Source organism: Corynebacterium macclintockiae (assembly GCF_027570165.1).
In the GTDB taxonomy this organism is placed as follows: Bacteria; Actinomycetota; Actinomycetes; order Mycobacteriales; family Mycobacteriaceae; genus Corynebacterium; species Corynebacterium macclintockiae.
The window spans coordinates 348,911-365,501 of record NZ_JAKMUV010000001.1; the positions used below are offsets into that span (position 1 = coordinate 348,911).

Below are 16,591 nucleotides of genomic sequence, written 5' to 3' on the forward strand. Positions count from 1 at the left end.
TGGCCTTTCGTCTTTGGAAGGTTTTAATCAGTCGTTCCGGCGATGTCGTGCAGCACCTCTACCAAGAGTGCGCGCTCCACCTTTTTGATTCTTTCATGCAAGCTGTCGACTGTGTCGTCGTCCGCGACCTCTACCGCCTTTTGGGCAATGATCGGCCCCGTGTCCACGCCACTATCTACAACATGAACTGTAGACCCGGTCACTCGCACACCGTAATCCAGTGCGTCTTCAACGGCGTGCGCTCCGGGGAATGCGGGCAGCAACGCCGGGTGGGTGTTGATGATCTTGCCTTCGAAACGCTCCACCACCGTCGGACCGATAATGCGCATGAAACCCGCGCTGACCACCAGGTCGGGCTGGTAGCTGGCCAGCTTGTCCGCCAGCTCCTCGTTCCACTTGTCCCGGTCGGTCTGCTTCGGCACGTACTCGACCAGGAAGTGTTCGATGCCCGCTCGCTCGGCACGGTCGAGCGCCGCGCATTGCCGGTCACTGCCCACGGCCGCGATCTCGACCCGCGAGCGGTCGACGTTATCAATCACGCTCTGGAGCAGGGTCCCCGTCCCGCTCGCCAGAATCACTATCTTCATCGTCGCTCTCCTCTGTATCTTCTGTGTCGTCTGCATCTTCTTGTTCTTTCTTCGTGACGCCCCCATCTTCCCCTTCTTCCGGTTCCTCCGTAGGGGCGTCATCCTCAGAATCATCAGTCCCCTCGGCGCCCTCGGCAGCGTCAGCATCCGCAGCAGCGTCAGCATCAGTCTCAGCCTCCGCTTCGGCTTGCTGCGCCTTCGTCGGCACAACCTCTGCCTCCGGAATGTCCTCAACGACAGCCTCCCCGCGGCGTGCGGTGAAGAACATCATGACGGCCGCAGGCACCAGCAGCCAGGCCGCCAATTCGATAGCAAAGAGCCATTCCACAGCACCGGCGTGCCCATAAACACCCATCTCTCCGCCGGCCAGCCAAGAAACACAGAATCCGATGAAACCGGCGAAAGCACCCGCACCCACCGCCTGCAACAAAGGCGCTTCAACGAAGTTCCGCCCGCGCAGGAACGTGTACACACAGCCCACGGCCACAGCAGCAGGAACGGCCAGCAGCGCGGGGCCGAAGGGAATCTGATCGTTCGGGATTGCCGCCAAGATCGGCACCGGGGGCAGGTTCACATTGTTGGCAGTAAAGAGGCTCACGGCGCCATTGCCAACGTGGAACTCTCCGCCCAGCAGCACAGCCACCGCACCGATCACCACGTTGGGTACATATAACAACGCCACGAACGTCAGCCCCACCACGCCCATCGTGGTGGTCGTGATGTCGTAGGCCTTACCGAAGGCCTCCAGGTTCGTCAGCAGGTACACCAGCGCCGCGATAGCACCGGCCGCACTCATCCACTTCAAGAACCGCCCTGCCAGAAGCACCGATTCAACCGGCCAGGTCGACCATCCGCGGCGCAGCAGCAACGCGCGCCACACACGCGCTCGCATTCCAATAACGATTGCAGCACCGTTCACCAGCGCCGTAGCGATCAGCGCTACCAGCAGGTTCGGTGGTGTGACGTCGTAGACGCGCGAGGCGTCCCACAACATCAGCCACGCAATGCACGTAAATAACAAAGGAATCAGAAGACTCAGGGTGGTGAACACTCGTAGCCCGCGCACGCTGATGGAGTTGCCCAGCACCGTCGTAGCCCGCTTAGCGTGCCCCCAGACCACCGCCACCGCGGGGAGTAGCGGAACGAACCCCAACTTCGCCCCCGCCATCTCCACCGGCGCAAGGTTAAAGGTCATCCACATGGAGGCAATGCTGGCTGGCACAACGGCGAATCCGGCGCCGATTCCGATAAGAACGGCGATAATGACGATCACGCCCACGGTGACAGCGTGATTAATGAGCAACTGTGGCCCAAAGCGTTTAACGTGAGGCTTCCACTTGGACCACCACGTCGCAATCGCAGATTTCAGCCCACCCGCAGCTTGCTGGTGCTTCACTGTCCCGGAAGTTGTCGGCGTGGCCTTTGCACCGCTGCCGACGGAGTTGCCCTTGGCATGCTCTGCAGCAACGAACCGCTCGTGGCCGCTGCCCTTAACTCTGTGCGCGTCACCACTCGTGGCAGACCGCCGGGTGCGGCCGGTGCCGGGGCGTCGCGAAGACGCAGATCGTCGGGATCCGGGTCGTTGGGCAGCAGAATCTTTACTCACCCGTCCTATTGTGCCTAAGACTTCCCTTCACCTGGCGGACTGACCCACCTCTAAGTAATGCTTCTTCAACACTGTTCTCTACATGGGAAGAGCCACATCTGCGCAACACGCTTAAGGTTCTACTTGAGGGTTTGGAGGTAGCGTGCCGAAGATCACCAATCCATCCCACTCCCCCGAATGTGCAAAATAAACCGCCTCGGAACTGGGATAATCGGACATTGCCAAAAATCACCTTTAACCCCACTACCCCCGCAGTGTAATCAAAGCGTTATTTTTGGCTGAATTAGTTGCTGCAACGTTGCCGACCGGATAGTGTTACGTTCCGTTGATAACAAAGTGGTTACGAAATGCTCACGCAAAGGCTTCGAGCCAACCAGAACAGCTTGAAGCACCACATTTGAGAGATGATCACAGCAGTCGATTAGGTCAAAGGGTTACAGAGAACAGTGCAGAACACTACTCAGCGCCGCACCAGCAAGCACCGCAAGCAGGAGCCGACCGCCAAGAGCCGTTTCGCCATGGTTGCAGTCGCCACGACCGCGATGACCACCGCCGGCGCAGCGGGCGCCACCGCTGGCGCAACCCAGGATGCCGACAAGGACATCGCCCTGGCTTCGGAGAACACCACCATCCTGGCTCAGGGTGAGGGCGCGAATGCAGAGGGCGCGCAGGGCAGCTCCAACCCCGCAGCGGCAGAGGGCAACAACGCTGAGGCACCTCAGATCCTCGAGGTTCCCCAGGCCAAGCCGGTCTCCGACCTGTCCCAGCAGCTGGATTCCGTCCTGCGCTTCGCTAAGCAGCGCACCGAGGCTGATCTCGCTGCTCGCATGCCCGACTTCGTCAAGCCTGCCGAGGGCACCTTCACCTCCGGATTCGGCCCGCGTTGGGGCAGCTTCCACAAGGGCATCGACATTGCCAACGCCGTAGGCACCGCGATCCGCGCCGTACACGACGGTACGGTCATCGATTCCGGCCCGGCTTCCGGCTTCGGCAACTGGATCCGCATCAAGCACGACGACGGCACCGTCACCGTCTACGGCCACATGGCTACCCTGGACGTCAAGGTTGGCGACCGCGTAACCAGCGGCCAGAAGATTGCTGGCATGGGCGCCCTCGGCTTCTCCACCGGCTCCCACCTCCACTTCGAGGTTCACCCGAACGGTGGCGACGCTATCGACCCGAAGCCGTGGCTGGAAGAGCGCGGCATCACGCTCTAAGCTAGCTAACCCTTTAGACCACAAAGAGGCCTCCCGGTTGCCTTTCTAAGGCAACCGGGAGGCCTTTCTTCTATTCGTTCGTTTGGAAAGCGGGGACTCTAGGTTTCCCAGGAGCCCCCTCCCCCTGTTGCAGATGGCCTACTGCAGAGCAGCACCGATCTGCTTAGCCGCGTTGGTAACGCCCGTGTGTGACATGTGCAGGGTCAGGTTGTAGCGCGGAGTCTGACTGTCGAATACGCCAGCAACCCATGCCTTTCCGCCCGGCTGGCACGTATCGTGACCATGCGTGGAGCGGTGCAAGTCAACGAACACTCCACCGTTACGCTTTGCAGCGTCGTGAGCCTGGCGCCAGAGCTGACGCTCAGCTTCCTTCACGATCGGGAACGGAGCCTGAATCGGAGGCAAACCGCGGGGACGGATGAGGCAAAGTCCAGCACGGTCGTTCGTCAGGTGCGGGTAGCTCACGAACTGGATACGAGCGCCAGGAGCAACGCGCTTGATCTTCTTTGCGAGACGATCATAGGAGCGAGCTGCCGCACGGTTGTCGATCGGGGCGAGGGTGCGGTACGTGTCATTAGCACCAACCATGATCGGCACATTGCGCGTGTGGCGGTTCAGCCTGCCGTCTCGGATAGCCTGATCCAGGCGAGCCTCCAGCGGCTCGCGTCCCAGGTACAGCTCCTTGCCGTTGCAGGAGTAATCGTCCACGCGAGCTCCGGTCAGGCGACGCAGCTCGGTCGCAACGCGGAAATTACCCTGGATGCACTTGCGCTTGCCGCTCTTCTTGGCGTCAATGATCTGGTTGAAGGTCGTGTTAGCAAAGTAGGAATCGCCCAGCAAAACGGTGTTTCCGGGGGCTGCCTGTGCAGCGGGCGCCAGCCCCACGACGGAGCCGGCCACGGCCACCGTCGCAGTCAGAATGCGTGCAATTTTCTTCATAAGTTTCTCCCGTGATTGTTTTGGCCTTATTAAGGCTATCGATCGAGATACAAAAATGTTAGCCGTTTGGAAGCATTGCCGGCATGACCTTACCAGTCGGATTGCGCGGAAGCTCATCCAGGAAAGTCACTTCGCGGGGAACGGAGTGCTCCGCGAGGTTGTCCCGGATCCATTCTTGGACGGATTCCTTAGTCAGCGCTTCACCCTCTGGGTTGTTTTCGCGGACAATCCACACGGCCATGCGCTTGAAACTCTCTTCGTCGTCCACACCCTTTGCGTAGAGATCCCTCACACCAGGCATCGGCGCCAGTACCTCTTCAACACTGCGCGGGTAGACGTTCTCTCCGCCAACAATGATCATGTCGTCTGCACGACCAAGCACGAACAGTCGCCCTTCCTCATCGAGGTATCCGCGGTCGCCGATCTCCAACAGACCATGCTTGATCTTCATGCGATCGCGAGTGAGGGCGTAGCGGCGCATCGTCATCGTGCCACGCGCATAGATTCGACCCGGTGTGTTCGGCGGCAGCACGTTGCCGTCGTCATCCAGGATTTTGACGCGCACACCGCGAACCGGGCGTCCAGCCAAGGCCGGATTCTCGGCCAGCTCTTCCCGCTTCGCAATGGCGACCACGCTGTTTTCCGTGGAGCCGTAGAAGTTGCAGACCACAGGCCCGAATTGCTTGTGCAGGCCGCGAAGCAGATCTTCATGCATGGCGTTGCCGGAGGACACGATGAACTCCACCGCCGATGCATCGTAATTGCCGTTCTGAGCGACCTTCAGCTGCTCCTTAATGAAGATCGGCGAAGTAATGATGCCGTTAATCCTGTAACGCTCTACGTCTTCCATGGCCTGAACCGGGTCGAAGACGCGGCGGAACACCACAGTCGCTCGATGAGCAAAGATCAGATTGACGTTCGCCCAGCCCCACGAGTGGAACATAGAGGCGGTCTGCTGAATCATCATCTCCGCGCGCCATGGGATCCACGTAACGAGGTCCGCCAGGGGTGTCGGGATAGGTGGCTCTCGGTGCACCACAGCCTTTGGAGTACCAGAAGTGCCGGAGCTCATGATGGTGATGAAGCCACGCTTCGGGATCGTAGGTAGCTTCTCCTCCGCCTCGGAAGGCGCGTTATCGATGACCTGCTGGAAGGTCTCCCAATCCGGATTCGGGGTCTTCGGATTATTAGGATCCTCCGCGTAGCCGATGATCACCTTGGCGCGGGAATAGTCGGCAGGCAGCCTGTCTGCGAACTCTTCATCGATGATGATGGTGTGGACGTCCAGCTCTTCCATTGACTTCTGCAGCTGAACTGGGCTGGAAGCTGGATTGAGCAGGCAAATGTCTGCCCCGATGAACCCCTTAGCGATCAGTGCATAGACAACCACGCGAGAATTGCGCGCCATGACCGCAATATTCTTCCCCGGCCCCAGCCCCATGCGCTGCAGCGCCCGGGCGAAGGCAAGTGCATCGCTTCGAACCTCGGTGTACGTACGCTCGCCGATGTCATCGATGATGGCCGTGCGGTTTGGCGCTACTTCTGCTGCGTACCAGGCTTGACGCGCAGCAGTGAAGCCGTAGCGGGCGATACTCTCCGCCAGTTTTGCTTTACCTTTAACGCCACCGCCTTTAACGACTACGCCCGATTTCAGCGCAGTTCCCAATCCAGTGGCAATGGCATGGGTCTCCGCCCACGCTGCTTCGCCGAAATGTTTGAGGTTTTGCAGTTTGGATGCGACTTGTTGGTTATCCGACATAAATTCCCTTCTTGTTCCTCTTCGGCCATCGTTTGGTCAAGAAAATACGTTACATCGGAAAAGTATCCTACACGAAACATCTGCAACATTAGTCACTTCAGTAACGTCAGCCGGGGCGCATCCTGCTCTTTGGGAACTTCCGTTTAGAGCTTGCTGCTAGAGCTTCTCCATCGGCACACCACCGAACAACATCAGGCGCACCGTACCCTGGCTGCCGAAGTCGATCATGCACGTGGTGTGCGAGCCACTGCCATCAACGCTCTTCACCGTTCCCAGACCGTACTTGTCGTGGTTGACCTTGTCCCCCACAGCCAAGTCCAGATCCTGGTTCTTCTTCGAGCCAGCCCCGAAGGCCGGCTTCGACTTCTTCGCAGGCTTACGGTAAGACTGGTTGCCCCACCCGCCGGAGCCAGAGCCCGAACCCCAGCCACCAGAGCCACCGAAGCTGGTCCCGTCGGCATAGCCACCGCCACCCCAGGCGGAATCCAGACCACTGCCGAATCGGGCAGGCTCCTCGCGGATCCACTCCAGCAGATCCTCCGGCACCTCCGACAGGAAGCGCGACGGCGGGTTGTTCACTGGCGCTCCCCAACCACTGCGCGTGATCGCGCGGGTGAGGAACAGCCGCTGCTTTGCGCGGGTAATACCCACATAAGCCAGGCGGCGTTCCTCTGCCAGCTCCGTCGGGTCACCCAGCGCACGCATGTGCGGGAACTGGCCGTCTTCCCAACCGGTCAAGAACACAACGGGGAACTCCAGCCCCTTGGCGGTGTGCAGCGTCATCAGCGTGACCATGTCCTGCTCGTCCGCGGGAATCTGATCCGCGTCGGCCACCAGGCTCACGCGCTCCAGGAAGGCCTGCAGGCTGCCCAGCGGCGCCTCCCCTTCCGCCAGCATCGCCTCGGCGCTGTCAGCACCGGCGCTGTCGGCACCGACACTGTCCCCACCAGCGCGGCTGCCGGCACTGTCACCACGGACCGGCATCTCCTCGTACGCCTTCAGGTTCGCCGACTCCTGTGAGAACTCGTGGCCCACGCTCACCAGCTCGTTCAGGTTGTCCAGGCGCGCGCCGTCCTGCGGGTCGTTGGATTTCTCCAGCAACTCCTTGTAGCCGGTCACATCTAGCACTGCGGAGATCACGCGCCCCAAGTCGGGCAGCCCCAGACCGGATCCGTCCGAAGCCGTCATTTCCATCTTCTCTGTCTCGGCCCGCAGCTCGTCCATCATGTCCAAGAACTTGCCAATGGAATTGCGGCCGCGTGCGGAAAGGCCGGCCACCTTCCCCGCTGCGGCGTCCACAAGAGCAGCCGAAAAACCGATTCCCTGCCCTTCCGCGTGAACAGTGACCTGCGCGATGGCCTTGTCGCCAATTCCACGGCGCGGGGTGTTGATAATGCGCCGCAACGCGACCGTATCCTCTGCGTTGTCCAGCACCTTCAGGTAAGCCACAATGTCGCGAACCTCGCGGCGCTCGTAGAAGCGCGTGCCGCCGACGACCTTGTACGGCATGCCGGAACGCACCAGTACGTCCTCAATCGCGCGGGAGGCGTTGTTGGTGCGGTACATGATCGAAATGTCGCCGTAGGAGTAGCCCTCGTTATCCACCAGGTCGTCGATCTGCTGGACGATAAAGTTGGCCTCGTCGTGCTCGTTGTCCGCAACGTAGCCGCCGATCAGCTCGCCTTCGCCCAGGTCGGTCCACAGCTTCTTCGGACGGCGCCCCTGGTTACGGTCGATCACAGCGTTGGCGGCAGACAGGATCCGCTGTGTAGAGCGGTAGTTCTGCTCCAGCAGGATGGTGCGGGCATCCGGGTAGTCGCGCTCGAACTCCTCAATGTTGCGGATCGTCGCGCCGCGGAAGGCGTAGATCGACTGGTCGGCATCGCCCACCACGCACAGCTCAGACTCTGCCTTACCCTTGCCTGCCAGCGCTGCGACCAGCTCATATTGGGCGTGGTTCGTGTCTTGGTACTCGTCGACCATGATGTGGCGGAAGCGGCGCCGGTAGTGCTCGCGCACGTCGGGGTTGCTGTTCAGGATCGCCACGACCTCACCGATCAGGTCGTCGAAGTCCACCGCGTTCGCCGCCCGTAGGCGGTTCTGATAGGTCTTGTACAGCGTGGCGATCTGCGCGGTGTGCGGGTTGGAATCGCGCTGTGCCTCTTCCAGCGCACCGGCCGGCCCGACCAGCTCGTTCTTCCAATTAGAGATCACGTTCAGCACCCCGCGCGGCGAGAACTCCTTCAGATCCAGCGAGGCATCCTTGATGATCATCGTCATCAACCGCTTCGAATCGTCCGAGTCGTAGATGCTGAAGTTCGTGTTCAGCCCCGGCGCGAGGTGCGCATTGGCCCGCAGCACCCGCACGCAGAAAGAGTGGAAGGTGGAAACCCACATGCGTTCCGCCTGCGGGCCGACCATGTCCATTACGCGCTCGCGCATCTCCGCCGCGGCTTTGTTGGTGAAGGTAATCGCCAGGATCTGCCACGGCGCTACACCGTTTGCCAGCAGGTAGGCGATGCGGCGCGTCAGCACACTCGTCTTACCCGAGCCCGCGCCCGCCACGATCAGCAAGGGGCTGCCCATGTGCTCGACCGCCTGCCGCTGTTGCGGGTTGAGGCCTTCGAGGAGCTTTTCTTTATGACGCCCCGTCTCCCCCGCAACCATTCCAGCGCCACGTAGCGGCTGCGCGTAGGAGGCGCGTGCAGGTTCCCGCCCCGGCGTGGGCTGTGAACCAGTGGAATGCAGATTCGCCAAAACACTTTCGTAGCCCTCTGGCGGCAGTTCGTCTTCTGGTGGCGGAACTTCGCCTTCAAACGCCGGGGGCTCTTCGGGCAGTGGCAGATCAGCGAAAAGATCCTGCTGGTGGTCCATGTTTTCCCTTTATGCTCCCTTGAAACTCTTCGGCACAACTAGCGGTAGAATACAGCCCATGAGCGACAACGAATCCTCAGAGTCCACAGAGTTCACTGAGTTCACGGTCCGCATGCCCTCTGGCACGGACGATCCTTTGTCGGATTCAGAAATTCAATCCTACCGCGAGGAAATCAACCGGCTGGATCGCGTGATCATCGACGCAATCCACCGCCGCAGCGAAGTCTCCAAGGCAATCGGTAAGACGCGCCTGAGTTCCGGCGGCACGAAGCTGGTGTATACCCGCGAGGTCGCCATCATTAACCAGTTCCGCGAGGAGTTTGGCTCTGAGGGTGTAGATATAGCAAAGGCCCTGCTGCAGCTAGGCAGAGGGCGCTTGGGCTAGGCGTTGTTGGGGCTAGGAGTTGTAGAGCTCTAGGGCAGTCGGAATCCGGCGCCCACCCCGCCAGCTGCGTTGAGGTCCGCGGCGATGACATTCCACGCCGCGCCGGCCGTCGGCGCATGCAGCGGCCCCTGCAGCGGGGTGGTGCAGGAAGGCAGGTTTGCCATGCCACCGTTGACGATTCCTACCAGACGGTTGCCCACGTAGATGGGGGCGCCGGAATCACCGATGGATCCGCACAGGTGGGAAACCAGGAACGGTCCGGAAATCGCTAGCATCGGCCCGCAGGACACACCGGTAGCTACGCCCGTCTTGCACAGCTGCTGCAGGCTAGCCGGGGTAGCTCCGCCCAATGCACCGATGTTCACGTTGTTGTAGGAGCGTGTCAGTCGCACCTTGTTGTTGAACTTGATGACGGCAACATCCGGGTAGCCGTTGCGAACGACGGTGCCGATCTGCCCGGCCTTTTCGGCGTCCATGGAGACAACCGGGGCGCCTGGGCCACCGCAGTGGCCCGCGGTGATTCCCACCTTGTTGCCGGCCTTGTCGTAGCCGACCACACTGAGGGTGCAGATGTTGTTGCCGACGTAGATCGGCATGGACGGGCCAGCCAGCACGCTAGGCGCGGCATCTCGCTGCGCCTGGGGAATCCCGGGGGAAGTGAAGTAGTGGCCCGGAATCCGGTGTGGCCCGGGCTGCCCGGTGGCCTTCAGGAAAGCATCCGCAGAGCCTGCCGGTGCGGCGGTAGCTTCCGGTGCGGTGAAGGCGGAGCCCAGCGCCGTCGTCGCCGCCAATGCCACGCCTGCCATCAGTGCACCGATTCGGCGGCGCGCCCGTCTCCGGGCAGAACGCCGCGGTGCGACGTTGTCCTGGCGGGCAGTGCGAGTAGTTTCAGGTGAGGCTGAGGAAAACCGGAAGAGCATTATTTCCTTAGAGTTCTGTTGATGGACAGAACTAACCCTAGCGCAGAAAAATCATTTCACATGCGTCACAGAGGTAACAGTTTGAAAAAGGTTACCCCTGCCCTTCCCGCCACCTGAATTAGCGCAGGACGGTGACGCTTCCGTCGCCGTTAACCTTGACCTTTGCAGCGAAAGCAGCGGCCATGTTCAGGCGCTGCCAAGAGCCGCGCGGCCCCTGGTCATCCAGCGGAGAACCGGAAGGAATGGCGGTCTGGCGCAGGATGGAGGCACGCTGCTTGTAGTTCAGCTTCGGGAACTTGGCCAGCAGCAGATCCGGGGCGGCCTGCGGCACAACCATCGGTGCGTCCTTGCGGTAGATCTTCGGGAAGCCGTAGCTCATGCGCTCGGTGTACTCGCGCACAGCCTGGTCGGTGCTGCGGTAGGCCTTGTCGCTCTTCACAACCTGGGAAATCGGACGACCCGCGCGCCACTCCAGCTCGGCGCGCAGCTCCTTGCCTGCCTGGCGGATTGCGTCGCGCATCTTCGGGTCATTCCAGCGGTCGGCAGCGGCTGCGGTGCCAGACATGCGACCACCCATGACGTCCAGCGGGTAGTGCACACCCATGACAATGCGGTTGTGGCCGGCCTCGGAACCACGAGCCAGAATCTGCGGCGCCAGCTCCGGCAGGGTCAGCGCCAGCAGCGTGGTGGACCATACGGCCTGGTTGGTGTGGCCAGACGGGTAGGACTTCGAGGTGCCGTAGTAGTCGCGCTTGCCGTCCTGGTATTTCTTGATGCGGTCCGGGGCAACCACGAACGGGCGATCGTTGTTAAACACCATCTTTTCCACAAAGGTGGAGGAAGCCACTCCGCCCGCGCGCGCCAAGTAACCATTGCCCAGCAGGAACTGGGTCTTCGGCAGGCGGTTCTCACGCAGCGCATCGCGGAAGTGCCGGCCGAGCTCGCCACCCAGAGCGTCGGAGAACGCCATCAGCACGCCATCCTTGTCCGCCCGAGCATCGCTCTGCGCGCGCTTGATGGCTGCCGGGTTCTTCTGTGCAGCGTTGTTAATGTCCACAACCTTGTCCAGGTTCTGCTTGATGACACCCGGGTGGTTGGCCCGTACGTCGTTAAAGCCATCGACGACGTCCAGGTAAACGCCCCAACCGTGGGAGCTGATGTCAGAGATGTAGCCGCCCAGGTACTCCGGCCCGAAAGGCTGCGGGTTCGGAGCGCCCTTGTGCGGAACGGGGTGCGGGTAGTTCGGTAGTCCCTGGGAACCGGCGATCGCCGGCATGCTCAGCGCCGTCGCCGGCGCCACGCTGACTGCGGAAAGGGACATGGTCGTAGCCATCATGGCCGCTGCCGTGATCTTTAGGCTCTTGTTCTTAGTCACTATTTATTCCTCACCCTTGAAGTCTCTTGCTGCGATTCTTTTGGACGCCGAGCTTCCGGGCCCGCCCGGCGCCGATCGCGATAGTTTTATAAACTCCTCGGGATACTAACCCAAATATCTGAACGGCAGGTTAATTTGGGGTTAGACACAAATGACGCTGTGGGCGTCAGAAAGAAGTCAAAAGAAAAGCACTAAACAATAAAGCCTTGCCAGCGCGCGGCTTGCAGCGAATCATCGTTGCCGTCGCGGGTGAAGGGGAAGTTCTTCAGCACTTGATTGGTGAAGCTATCCACCCGCTGATTGGCGTTGCGCAGATCGTAGTAGCTCGATCACCCCGGCAGTGTCGTTGTGAACATTGCCCAGGTAGTTGGCGCCCAGGCCGAAAGACTCCGCAGCATTCACCACGTTCTGCGCCATCAGGCAGGCATCGGTGAAGGCCTCCACAAAGGCCTTCGTGCGCCCGGCTACCTCGTAGATAGATGCGAGGGTCTGGTCGTCCACCGGCTGATCGGTGAACTCCCTGATCGTGCGGTGGGAAAGCTGGCGGTCGACCATCGAGTTTGAATCGCTAGCCATGGGACCCACCCTAGCTGGAAGATTTTTGACTCTCCCGCCTGCGCCGGGAACAAACGTTAGCGATAATACATTTCAGCATTAACGGCTTGCGTGAGGGGCGTACCCCGCCCCTTCACACGCCAAAGTTTTCTGCACAGATACATTCAAGATAGTTACGTTCAAGAGTTTTCCAGGGAAGTTTTGCCGACATGATCATCGCAATTATCATCATCGCCATCCTCGTCCTCCTCCTGCTGATCTGGTTCGCGATGTACAACGGCCTCGTCAAAAAGCGCAACGCAGTCAACGAGGCATACGCTCAGATCGATACCCAGCTACAGCGCCGCGGCGACCTGATCCCCAACCTGGTGGCAACGGTCAAGGGCTACGCCAACCACGAGGCCAAGGTCTTCCACGACATTGCCGAGCTACGTTCTGCCACCGACCGCGCCCGCGCCACGGGCAATGTGCAGGATGCTTCCCAGGCCGACGCTGTATTCGGCCGCACCATGGCCACCCTGCGTGCAACCGCCGAGGCATACCCAGAGCTGCAGGCATCCCGTAACTTCCAGCAGCTGCAGGAAGAGCTCGCTTCCACCGAGAACAAGGTGGGCTTCGCGCGCCAGCACTACAATGCCTCCACCAACACCTACAACACCGCCATCCAGTCCGTGCCGACCAACATCGTGGCTTCCGTCCACGGCTTCCGCCCCTTCGGCTTCTTCCAGGTAGAGGAATCCAAGCGCCAGGCTCCCGACGTTTCTTTCTAGTTTCCCCTTAACTCACCCCCACCAGCGTGCGCCGCTGAGCCACGTACACCCGGGTGATCTAAGTACTGAAAGGACGAGCAATGGCCCACCAGCCCAGAACTTTCAACGAATCGCTATCGCAGCTACGCAAAGGCATCGCTGTCGCGTGGATCGCGAACGTATTTGTACTCCAGCTTTCCATCGTGGCGTGTGCCTGTGCCGCCTACGTTGGCATCCAGGGAAGCGACATTGACTACAACACCCTGGGCAAGGTCATCCTGATCTCCGCCGGGGTCGCCATCCCGGTGGCCGCGCTGATCCTGCTGTACTCCTATTTCTTCGCCACCAAGACCGTGATTTCCGCGATCGGTGGGGAGAAGCGCAAGGTAGAGCAGGGCATGGTCTACAACATCGTGGAGGAGATGTCGATCGCCGCTGGCTTGCCATCCCCGCCGAAGGTCTACGTCCTCATCGGCACCGGCGTGCCCAACGCCTACGCCTTGGGCGGCAAGCGGAACAAGCCCCACACCGGCACCATCGTCGTTACTGAGGAACTCGGCTACCTGCTAAACCGCGAACAAATGCAGGCCGTCATCTCCCACGAGATGAGCCACCTGACCGCCGACGACAACCGAGTAATGACGCAGCTGGTGGCCATCGCCTCCGTCATCGCCATCCTGCAGTCGGTGTTTATCTACGGCAGCTTCAGCAGCAACAACAGGAGCCGGTCGAACTCCAATTCGAACGGTGGCGGAAACGCTGTCGCTGCCCTGGTGATCCTTCTGATTTCTTTCTGTGTGATCCTCGCCGCCCCTGCGCTGGCCAACATCGCCAGGGCCTACATGTCGCGCTACCGCGAGCAGCAAGCCGATAGCCATGGCGTGGCGCTTTGCCGTAACCCAACCGCTCTGGCGCAGGCTCTGATCACCATCCGGGCGTTTCACCAGGCGAACCCGTCCACGGTGCAGAACTCCATGTACGGCACACCGGGCTCCTTGGCTCTGTACGCCCCGGAGCAGGACATCATCCAAGGTTTCCACAATTCCGACCAGGGCAAAAAGGGTTCCATCTTCAAGCGCGCTATGACGAAGAAGCGTGATTTCTCCGCCACCCACCCGCCGATCTGGGAACGTGTTAATGCGCTGGTTGCCATGGGGGCTTATGTGCAGGACTTCGTCCCCTACGTACCGCAGCACGAGCAGATCTCCGGGCACATCAAGTAGCCTGAGGCTTTCTATGACTCCCCTCTCCTACACCTCGACCGACGGCTTTCCGGAGCTACACATGTCGCGGGTCATCACTGCGGACTTCGAGACCGCCGCGGAGAAGCTCTTCCGCTGGGGTGTGCAGCGCAGCGGCCTCTTCCGCGTGCGCCCCACCCACGAGGTTGTGGAGACTGGCGCCGAGGTCGCACTCGGCTTCGGTCCGTGGACGTTCCACTGCCGGGTTGTCGATGCTTTCTCCACGCCCGGCCGCTGCGGCTTTACCTACGGCACTCTCCCTGGCCACGTCGAACGGGGCGAGGAAACCTTCACCCTCGAGCGGTTGCAGGATGGAAGGGTTCTTTTTCTTATTGACGCCAAGTCCCAGCCCGCCCGTTTCCCCGCCCTGCGCCCAGTCATCGACCTGCCGAGGCGTGTCCTCATTCGTCGCTTCTACCTGCGCGCTTTGGACGATAGAGCAGAAGACTAACGGCAGATAGCGGCGGCCACAGACCACGCGCACGCTCTATAAGCAATCCCAGCCGAAGGTAACCCGATCGAAGTTGCGTGCTGCCAGGTCGTCGGGGTGGATGAAGAAATTTCCGACTCCAGAATCGCCCCACTCACATGGGCCATCTTGATCAATCGTCGCCAGCACGATCCGAGGGTCAGACGGCGGAAACCGACCTTCGTTCACAAGAATTGTGTATCCACCGAGCGAGGATCCGTTTGCTTGTGGATAGCCAATTGGCTCCAAATATTCATCGGCGTGAGGGTAAACGGTGAAGCCCTCTTTTTCTGCACGGGCGACGGCCGCATCAAACGCATCCTTTGTCGTTTTCCCGAGGTCAAGGTGGGGCTGCTCAAATGTCGTTTTCCCACCAATTACCCAGCGTGAAACTAAGTTTCCTCGATAAGTGTGAATATCTACGAAATCCCGCCCCCTCCTTAAAAAGGCGCGGGGACCCTTCAGATCAAAAATGACACGACCGTACTCGTGGGTGCTGTAATTCACTTCTTGATCGAATCGAACTCCGTCAATAGTGACGGGATCGAATGGCTCAGGGGCTGGATGTTCACCCGAATCCTCAATCTCTTCTTCGGGCATCTCGCCGACATGCGGCGCAGAGAAATCTTCGAAGTATCGGGCGAACGGGGTGGGTTCTGCGCACAGATCCGGCTTGTCCGTCACCATCCAAGAATCGCCCCAGAATTCTATGTCAGGTACAAAAAGCTGAAGAAGCCCAGTCGTCGGGAACCCTGGAAGGGGCTCTAGCTCGGAAAAATTAAACTGGGCGATGAAGAACATGGGCCGGCCATCGTAATACGGGTAGGGCGCATGCTCCGGCAGGTAGGGAGTGCCACATACCTTCGAAGTGGTCGGTGTATCAGGCCGCGTGCTCTCCTTAAGCGCAAGAGCAGGACGGGTGGGAATGCTGTCGAAGGAGTACTTCAGGTCATACACGACATGATTGACAAGCATGCCAACCACTGTAAGGGAAAACCATTGGTGGTTCCGACGACTCAAGATACACTTTCACACCTTGACAGCACTTTCATTTCTTGACAGCATTGTTGGTATGGAGTTCCGGAGAACCAGCCTGGAACGTTTTCACCTTTACGGCACACCCCCGAGGTACGTTCCGCCCGATCTTCGCAAGATTGTCCGACGCAAGTTGATAATGATCGCTCGATCAACTGAATTAAATGACCTACGCATCCCTCCCTCAAACCGCCTCGAACAACTTAAGGGCAACCTTGAGGGCTATTACTCAATACGTGTGAATGCGCAATGGCGCATCATTTTCCGCTGGAACCAGAAAGGAGCTGTTGATGTTGACTTCATCGACTACCACTAACACCGCCTCATCGCTAGATACGGTGCCTGTGCCGCACCCGGGCGAAATCCTGTTCGCAGAGTTCCTACAACCACTTGGGATTACCCAGTATCGACTCGCCAAGGAAATCCGGACGACCGATTCGCAAATATCCAAACTGGTGCGCGGCTCCATTGGCGTAAGCGCCGATATGGCTCTACGCTTATCTGCTTTCTTTGGGAACTCTGCAGAGTTCTGGCTTGGACTGCAGGAAGAGTATGACCTGTGGCATGCGCGCCAAACCACCGATATTAGCCACATCACCGCATGGCATAAGTAGCCCCCAAACCCCACTTAGGTGCACGTATACAGGCGGGGCAATAACCTTTTCGCCGTAGGCGATGACACAATAAAGAAGCACCCCTCTTCCAGCACAAGCTAAAAGAAGGGCGCTATTTGTAGCGGGGGCAGGATTCGAACCTACGACCTCTGGGTTATGAGCCCAGCGAGCTACCGAGCTGCTCCACCCCGCGACGAGTGCTGTACGCTATCGCGTCAGCGACTCCCCTACTGTAACGCAGAGCTTGGATAAAGTGAAATCGCCTG

Annotated in this window: 15 protein-coding genes, 1 tRNA gene and 1 pseudogene; 7 read left to right on the forward strand and 10 right to left on the reverse strand. The window is 60.0% G+C overall.

All coding sequences use genetic code 11. The features are described from left to right. Positions 1-23: 23 nt before the first annotated feature. Both purN and L8U58_RS01530 read right to left on the reverse strand, forming a co-directional pair. Positions 24-587, reverse strand: a complete 564-nt coding sequence (gene purN, locus L8U58_RS01525) for a phosphoribosylglycinamide formyltransferase (RefSeq protein WP_034976697.1) — start codon at positions 585-587, stop codon at positions 24-26. After that, complete coding sequence (locus tag L8U58_RS01530; RefSeq protein WP_269954534.1) at positions 532-2,193, reverse strand: cell division protein PerM; 1,662 nt, start codon at positions 2,191-2,193, stop codon at positions 532-534. Before L8U58_RS01530 ends, purN begins: the two co-directional genes overlap by 56 nt. 446 nt (positions 2,194-2,639) lie before the next feature. Here L8U58_RS01530 and L8U58_RS01535 point away from each other — a divergent pair, with 446 nt between their 5' ends. Next, positions 2,640-3,410 carry a M23 family metallopeptidase gene (locus tag L8U58_RS01535; RefSeq protein ID WP_034967524.1) on the forward strand — a complete coding sequence of 257 codons (771 nt, stop codon included), beginning with the start codon at positions 2,640-2,642 and terminating at the stop codon, positions 3,408-3,410. A 138-nt stretch (positions 3,411-3,548) separates the two neighbouring features. Here the strand turns inward: L8U58_RS01535 and L8U58_RS01540 are convergent, their stop codons facing one another. The 3 genes from L8U58_RS01540 to L8U58_RS01550 all read right to left on the reverse strand — a co-directional run bounded on the left by L8U58_RS01540 (position 3,549) and on the right by L8U58_RS01550 (position 8,982). Continuing rightward, the gene (locus tag L8U58_RS01540; RefSeq protein WP_034976693.1) at positions 3,549-4,349 is read right to left on the reverse strand and encodes an SGNH/GDSL hydrolase family protein; all 801 of its coding nucleotides are present in this window, start codon (positions 4,347-4,349) and stop codon (positions 3,549-3,551) included. Between the two features lie 58 nt (positions 4,350-4,407). Then, entirely contained in the window at positions 4,408-6,108 is a 1,701-nt protein-coding gene (locus L8U58_RS01545; protein WP_035001169.1) for an AMP-binding protein, read from the reverse strand. Positions 6,109-6,264: 156 nt separating this feature from the next. After that, the gene (locus tag L8U58_RS01550; protein WP_420839814.1) at positions 6,265-8,982 is read right to left on the reverse strand and encodes an ATP-dependent helicase; all 2,718 of its coding nucleotides are present in this window, start codon (positions 8,980-8,982) and stop codon (positions 6,265-6,267) included. Between the two features lie 58 nt (positions 8,983-9,040). Between L8U58_RS01550 and L8U58_RS01555 the strand changes: the two genes are divergently transcribed. After that, the gene (locus L8U58_RS01555) at positions 9,041-9,367 is read left to right on the forward strand and encodes a chorismate mutase (protein ID WP_034967537.1); all 327 of its coding nucleotides are present in this window, start codon (positions 9,041-9,043) and stop codon (positions 9,365-9,367) included. Between the two features lie 29 nt (positions 9,368-9,396). On the opposite strand, the gene L8U58_RS01560 is transcribed toward L8U58_RS01555, so the two are convergent. The 3 genes and pseudogenes from L8U58_RS01560 to L8U58_RS01570 all read right to left on the reverse strand — a co-directional run bounded on the left by L8U58_RS01560 (position 9,397) and on the right by L8U58_RS01570 (position 12,238). Continuing rightward, positions 9,397-10,287, reverse strand: a complete 891-nt coding sequence (locus L8U58_RS01560; protein WP_269954535.1) for a chymotrypsin family serine protease — start codon at positions 10,285-10,287, stop codon at positions 9,397-9,399. A gap of 118 nt (positions 10,288-10,405) precedes the next feature. Beyond that, the gene (locus L8U58_RS01565; RefSeq protein WP_034972315.1) at positions 10,406-11,662 is read right to left on the reverse strand and encodes an acid phosphatase; all 1,257 of its coding nucleotides are present in this window, start codon (positions 11,660-11,662) and stop codon (positions 10,406-10,408) included. Positions 11,663-11,853: 191 nt separating this feature from the next. Continuing rightward, positions 11,854-12,238 (reverse strand): annotated as a pseudogene (locus L8U58_RS01570) (hypothetical protein). A gap of 188 nt (positions 12,239-12,426) precedes the next feature. On the opposite strand from L8U58_RS01570, the gene L8U58_RS01575 reads away from it, so the two are divergent. From L8U58_RS01575 to L8U58_RS01585, 3 genes are all read left to right on the forward strand, one after another. Next, entirely contained in the window at positions 12,427-12,987 is a 561-nt protein-coding gene (locus L8U58_RS01575) for a LemA family protein (protein ID WP_034967548.1), read from the forward strand. An 80-nt stretch (positions 12,988-13,067) separates the two neighbouring features. Continuing rightward, positions 13,068-14,189: a M48 family metalloprotease gene (locus L8U58_RS01580; protein WP_035008465.1), complete on the forward strand. Its 1,122-nt coding sequence runs from the start codon at positions 13,068-13,070 to the stop codon at positions 14,187-14,189. Positions 14,190-14,202: 13 nt separating this feature from the next. Next, a complete protein-coding gene (locus tag L8U58_RS01585; protein ID WP_269954536.1) occupies positions 14,203-14,658 on the forward strand; it encodes a DUF1990 family protein in 456 nt (151 codons plus the stop codon). 36 nt (positions 14,659-14,694) lie between these two features. On the opposite strand, the gene L8U58_RS01590 is transcribed toward L8U58_RS01585, so the two are convergent. Then, entirely contained in the window at positions 14,695-15,651 is a 957-nt protein-coding gene (locus L8U58_RS01590) for a DUF1963 domain-containing protein (protein WP_034967558.1), read from the reverse strand. 61 nt (positions 15,652-15,712) lie between these two features. Here L8U58_RS01590 and L8U58_RS01595 point away from each other — a divergent pair, with 61 nt between their 5' ends. Both L8U58_RS01595 and L8U58_RS01600 read left to right on the forward strand, forming a co-directional pair. Further along, positions 15,713-16,027 carry a type II toxin-antitoxin system RelE/ParE family toxin gene (locus L8U58_RS01595; RefSeq protein WP_230580670.1) on the forward strand — a complete coding sequence of 105 codons (315 nt, stop codon included), beginning with the start codon at positions 15,713-15,715 and terminating at the stop codon, positions 16,025-16,027. Further along, complete coding sequence (locus L8U58_RS01600; RefSeq protein ID WP_043014658.1) at positions 16,002-16,325, forward strand: HigA family addiction module antitoxin; 324 nt, start codon at positions 16,002-16,004, stop codon at positions 16,323-16,325. The genes L8U58_RS01595 and L8U58_RS01600 overlap by 26 nt, the downstream gene beginning before the upstream one ends. Positions 16,326-16,444: 119 nt before the next feature. On the opposite strand, the gene L8U58_RS01605 is transcribed toward L8U58_RS01600, so the two are convergent. Next, positions 16,445-16,518, reverse strand: a tRNA-Met gene (locus L8U58_RS01605). Positions 16,519-16,591 lie beyond the last annotated feature (73 nt).

Coding starts and splice junctions, on each gene's coding strand:
- L8U58_RS01580 (WP_035008465.1), top strand. CDS start 13,068: ATGGCCCACCAGCCCAGAACTTTCAACGAATCGCTATCGCAGCTACGC.
- L8U58_RS01590 (WP_034967558.1), bottom strand. CDS start 15,651: ATGCTTGTCAATCATGTCGTGTATGACCTGAAGTACTCCTTCGACAGC.
- L8U58_RS01550 (WP_420839814.1), bottom strand. CDS start 8,982: ATGGACCACCAGCAGGATCTTTTCGCTGATCTGCCACTGCCCGAAGAG.
- L8U58_RS01545 (WP_035001169.1), bottom strand. CDS start 6,108: ATGTCGGATAACCAACAAGTCGCATCCAAACTGCAAAACCTCAAACAT.
- L8U58_RS01540 (WP_034976693.1), bottom strand. CDS start 4,349: ATGAAGAAAATTGCACGCATTCTGACTGCGACGGTGGCCGTGGCCGGC.
- purN (WP_034976697.1), bottom strand. CDS start 587: ATGAAGATAGTGATTCTGGCGAGCGGGACGGGGACCCTGCTCCAGAGC.
- L8U58_RS01585 (WP_269954536.1), top strand. CDS start 14,203: ATGACTCCCCTCTCCTACACCTCGACCGACGGCTTTCCGGAGCTACAC.
- L8U58_RS01575 (WP_034967548.1), top strand. CDS start 12,427: ATGATCATCGCAATTATCATCATCGCCATCCTCGTCCTCCTCCTGCTG.
- L8U58_RS01555 (WP_034967537.1), top strand. CDS start 9,041: ATGAGCGACAACGAATCCTCAGAGTCCACAGAGTTCACTGAGTTCACG.
- L8U58_RS01600 (WP_043014658.1), top strand. CDS start 16,002: ATGTTGACTTCATCGACTACCACTAACACCGCCTCATCGCTAGATACG.
- L8U58_RS01560 (WP_269954535.1), bottom strand. CDS start 10,287: ATGCTCTTCCGGTTTTCCTCAGCCTCACCTGAAACTACTCGCACTGCC.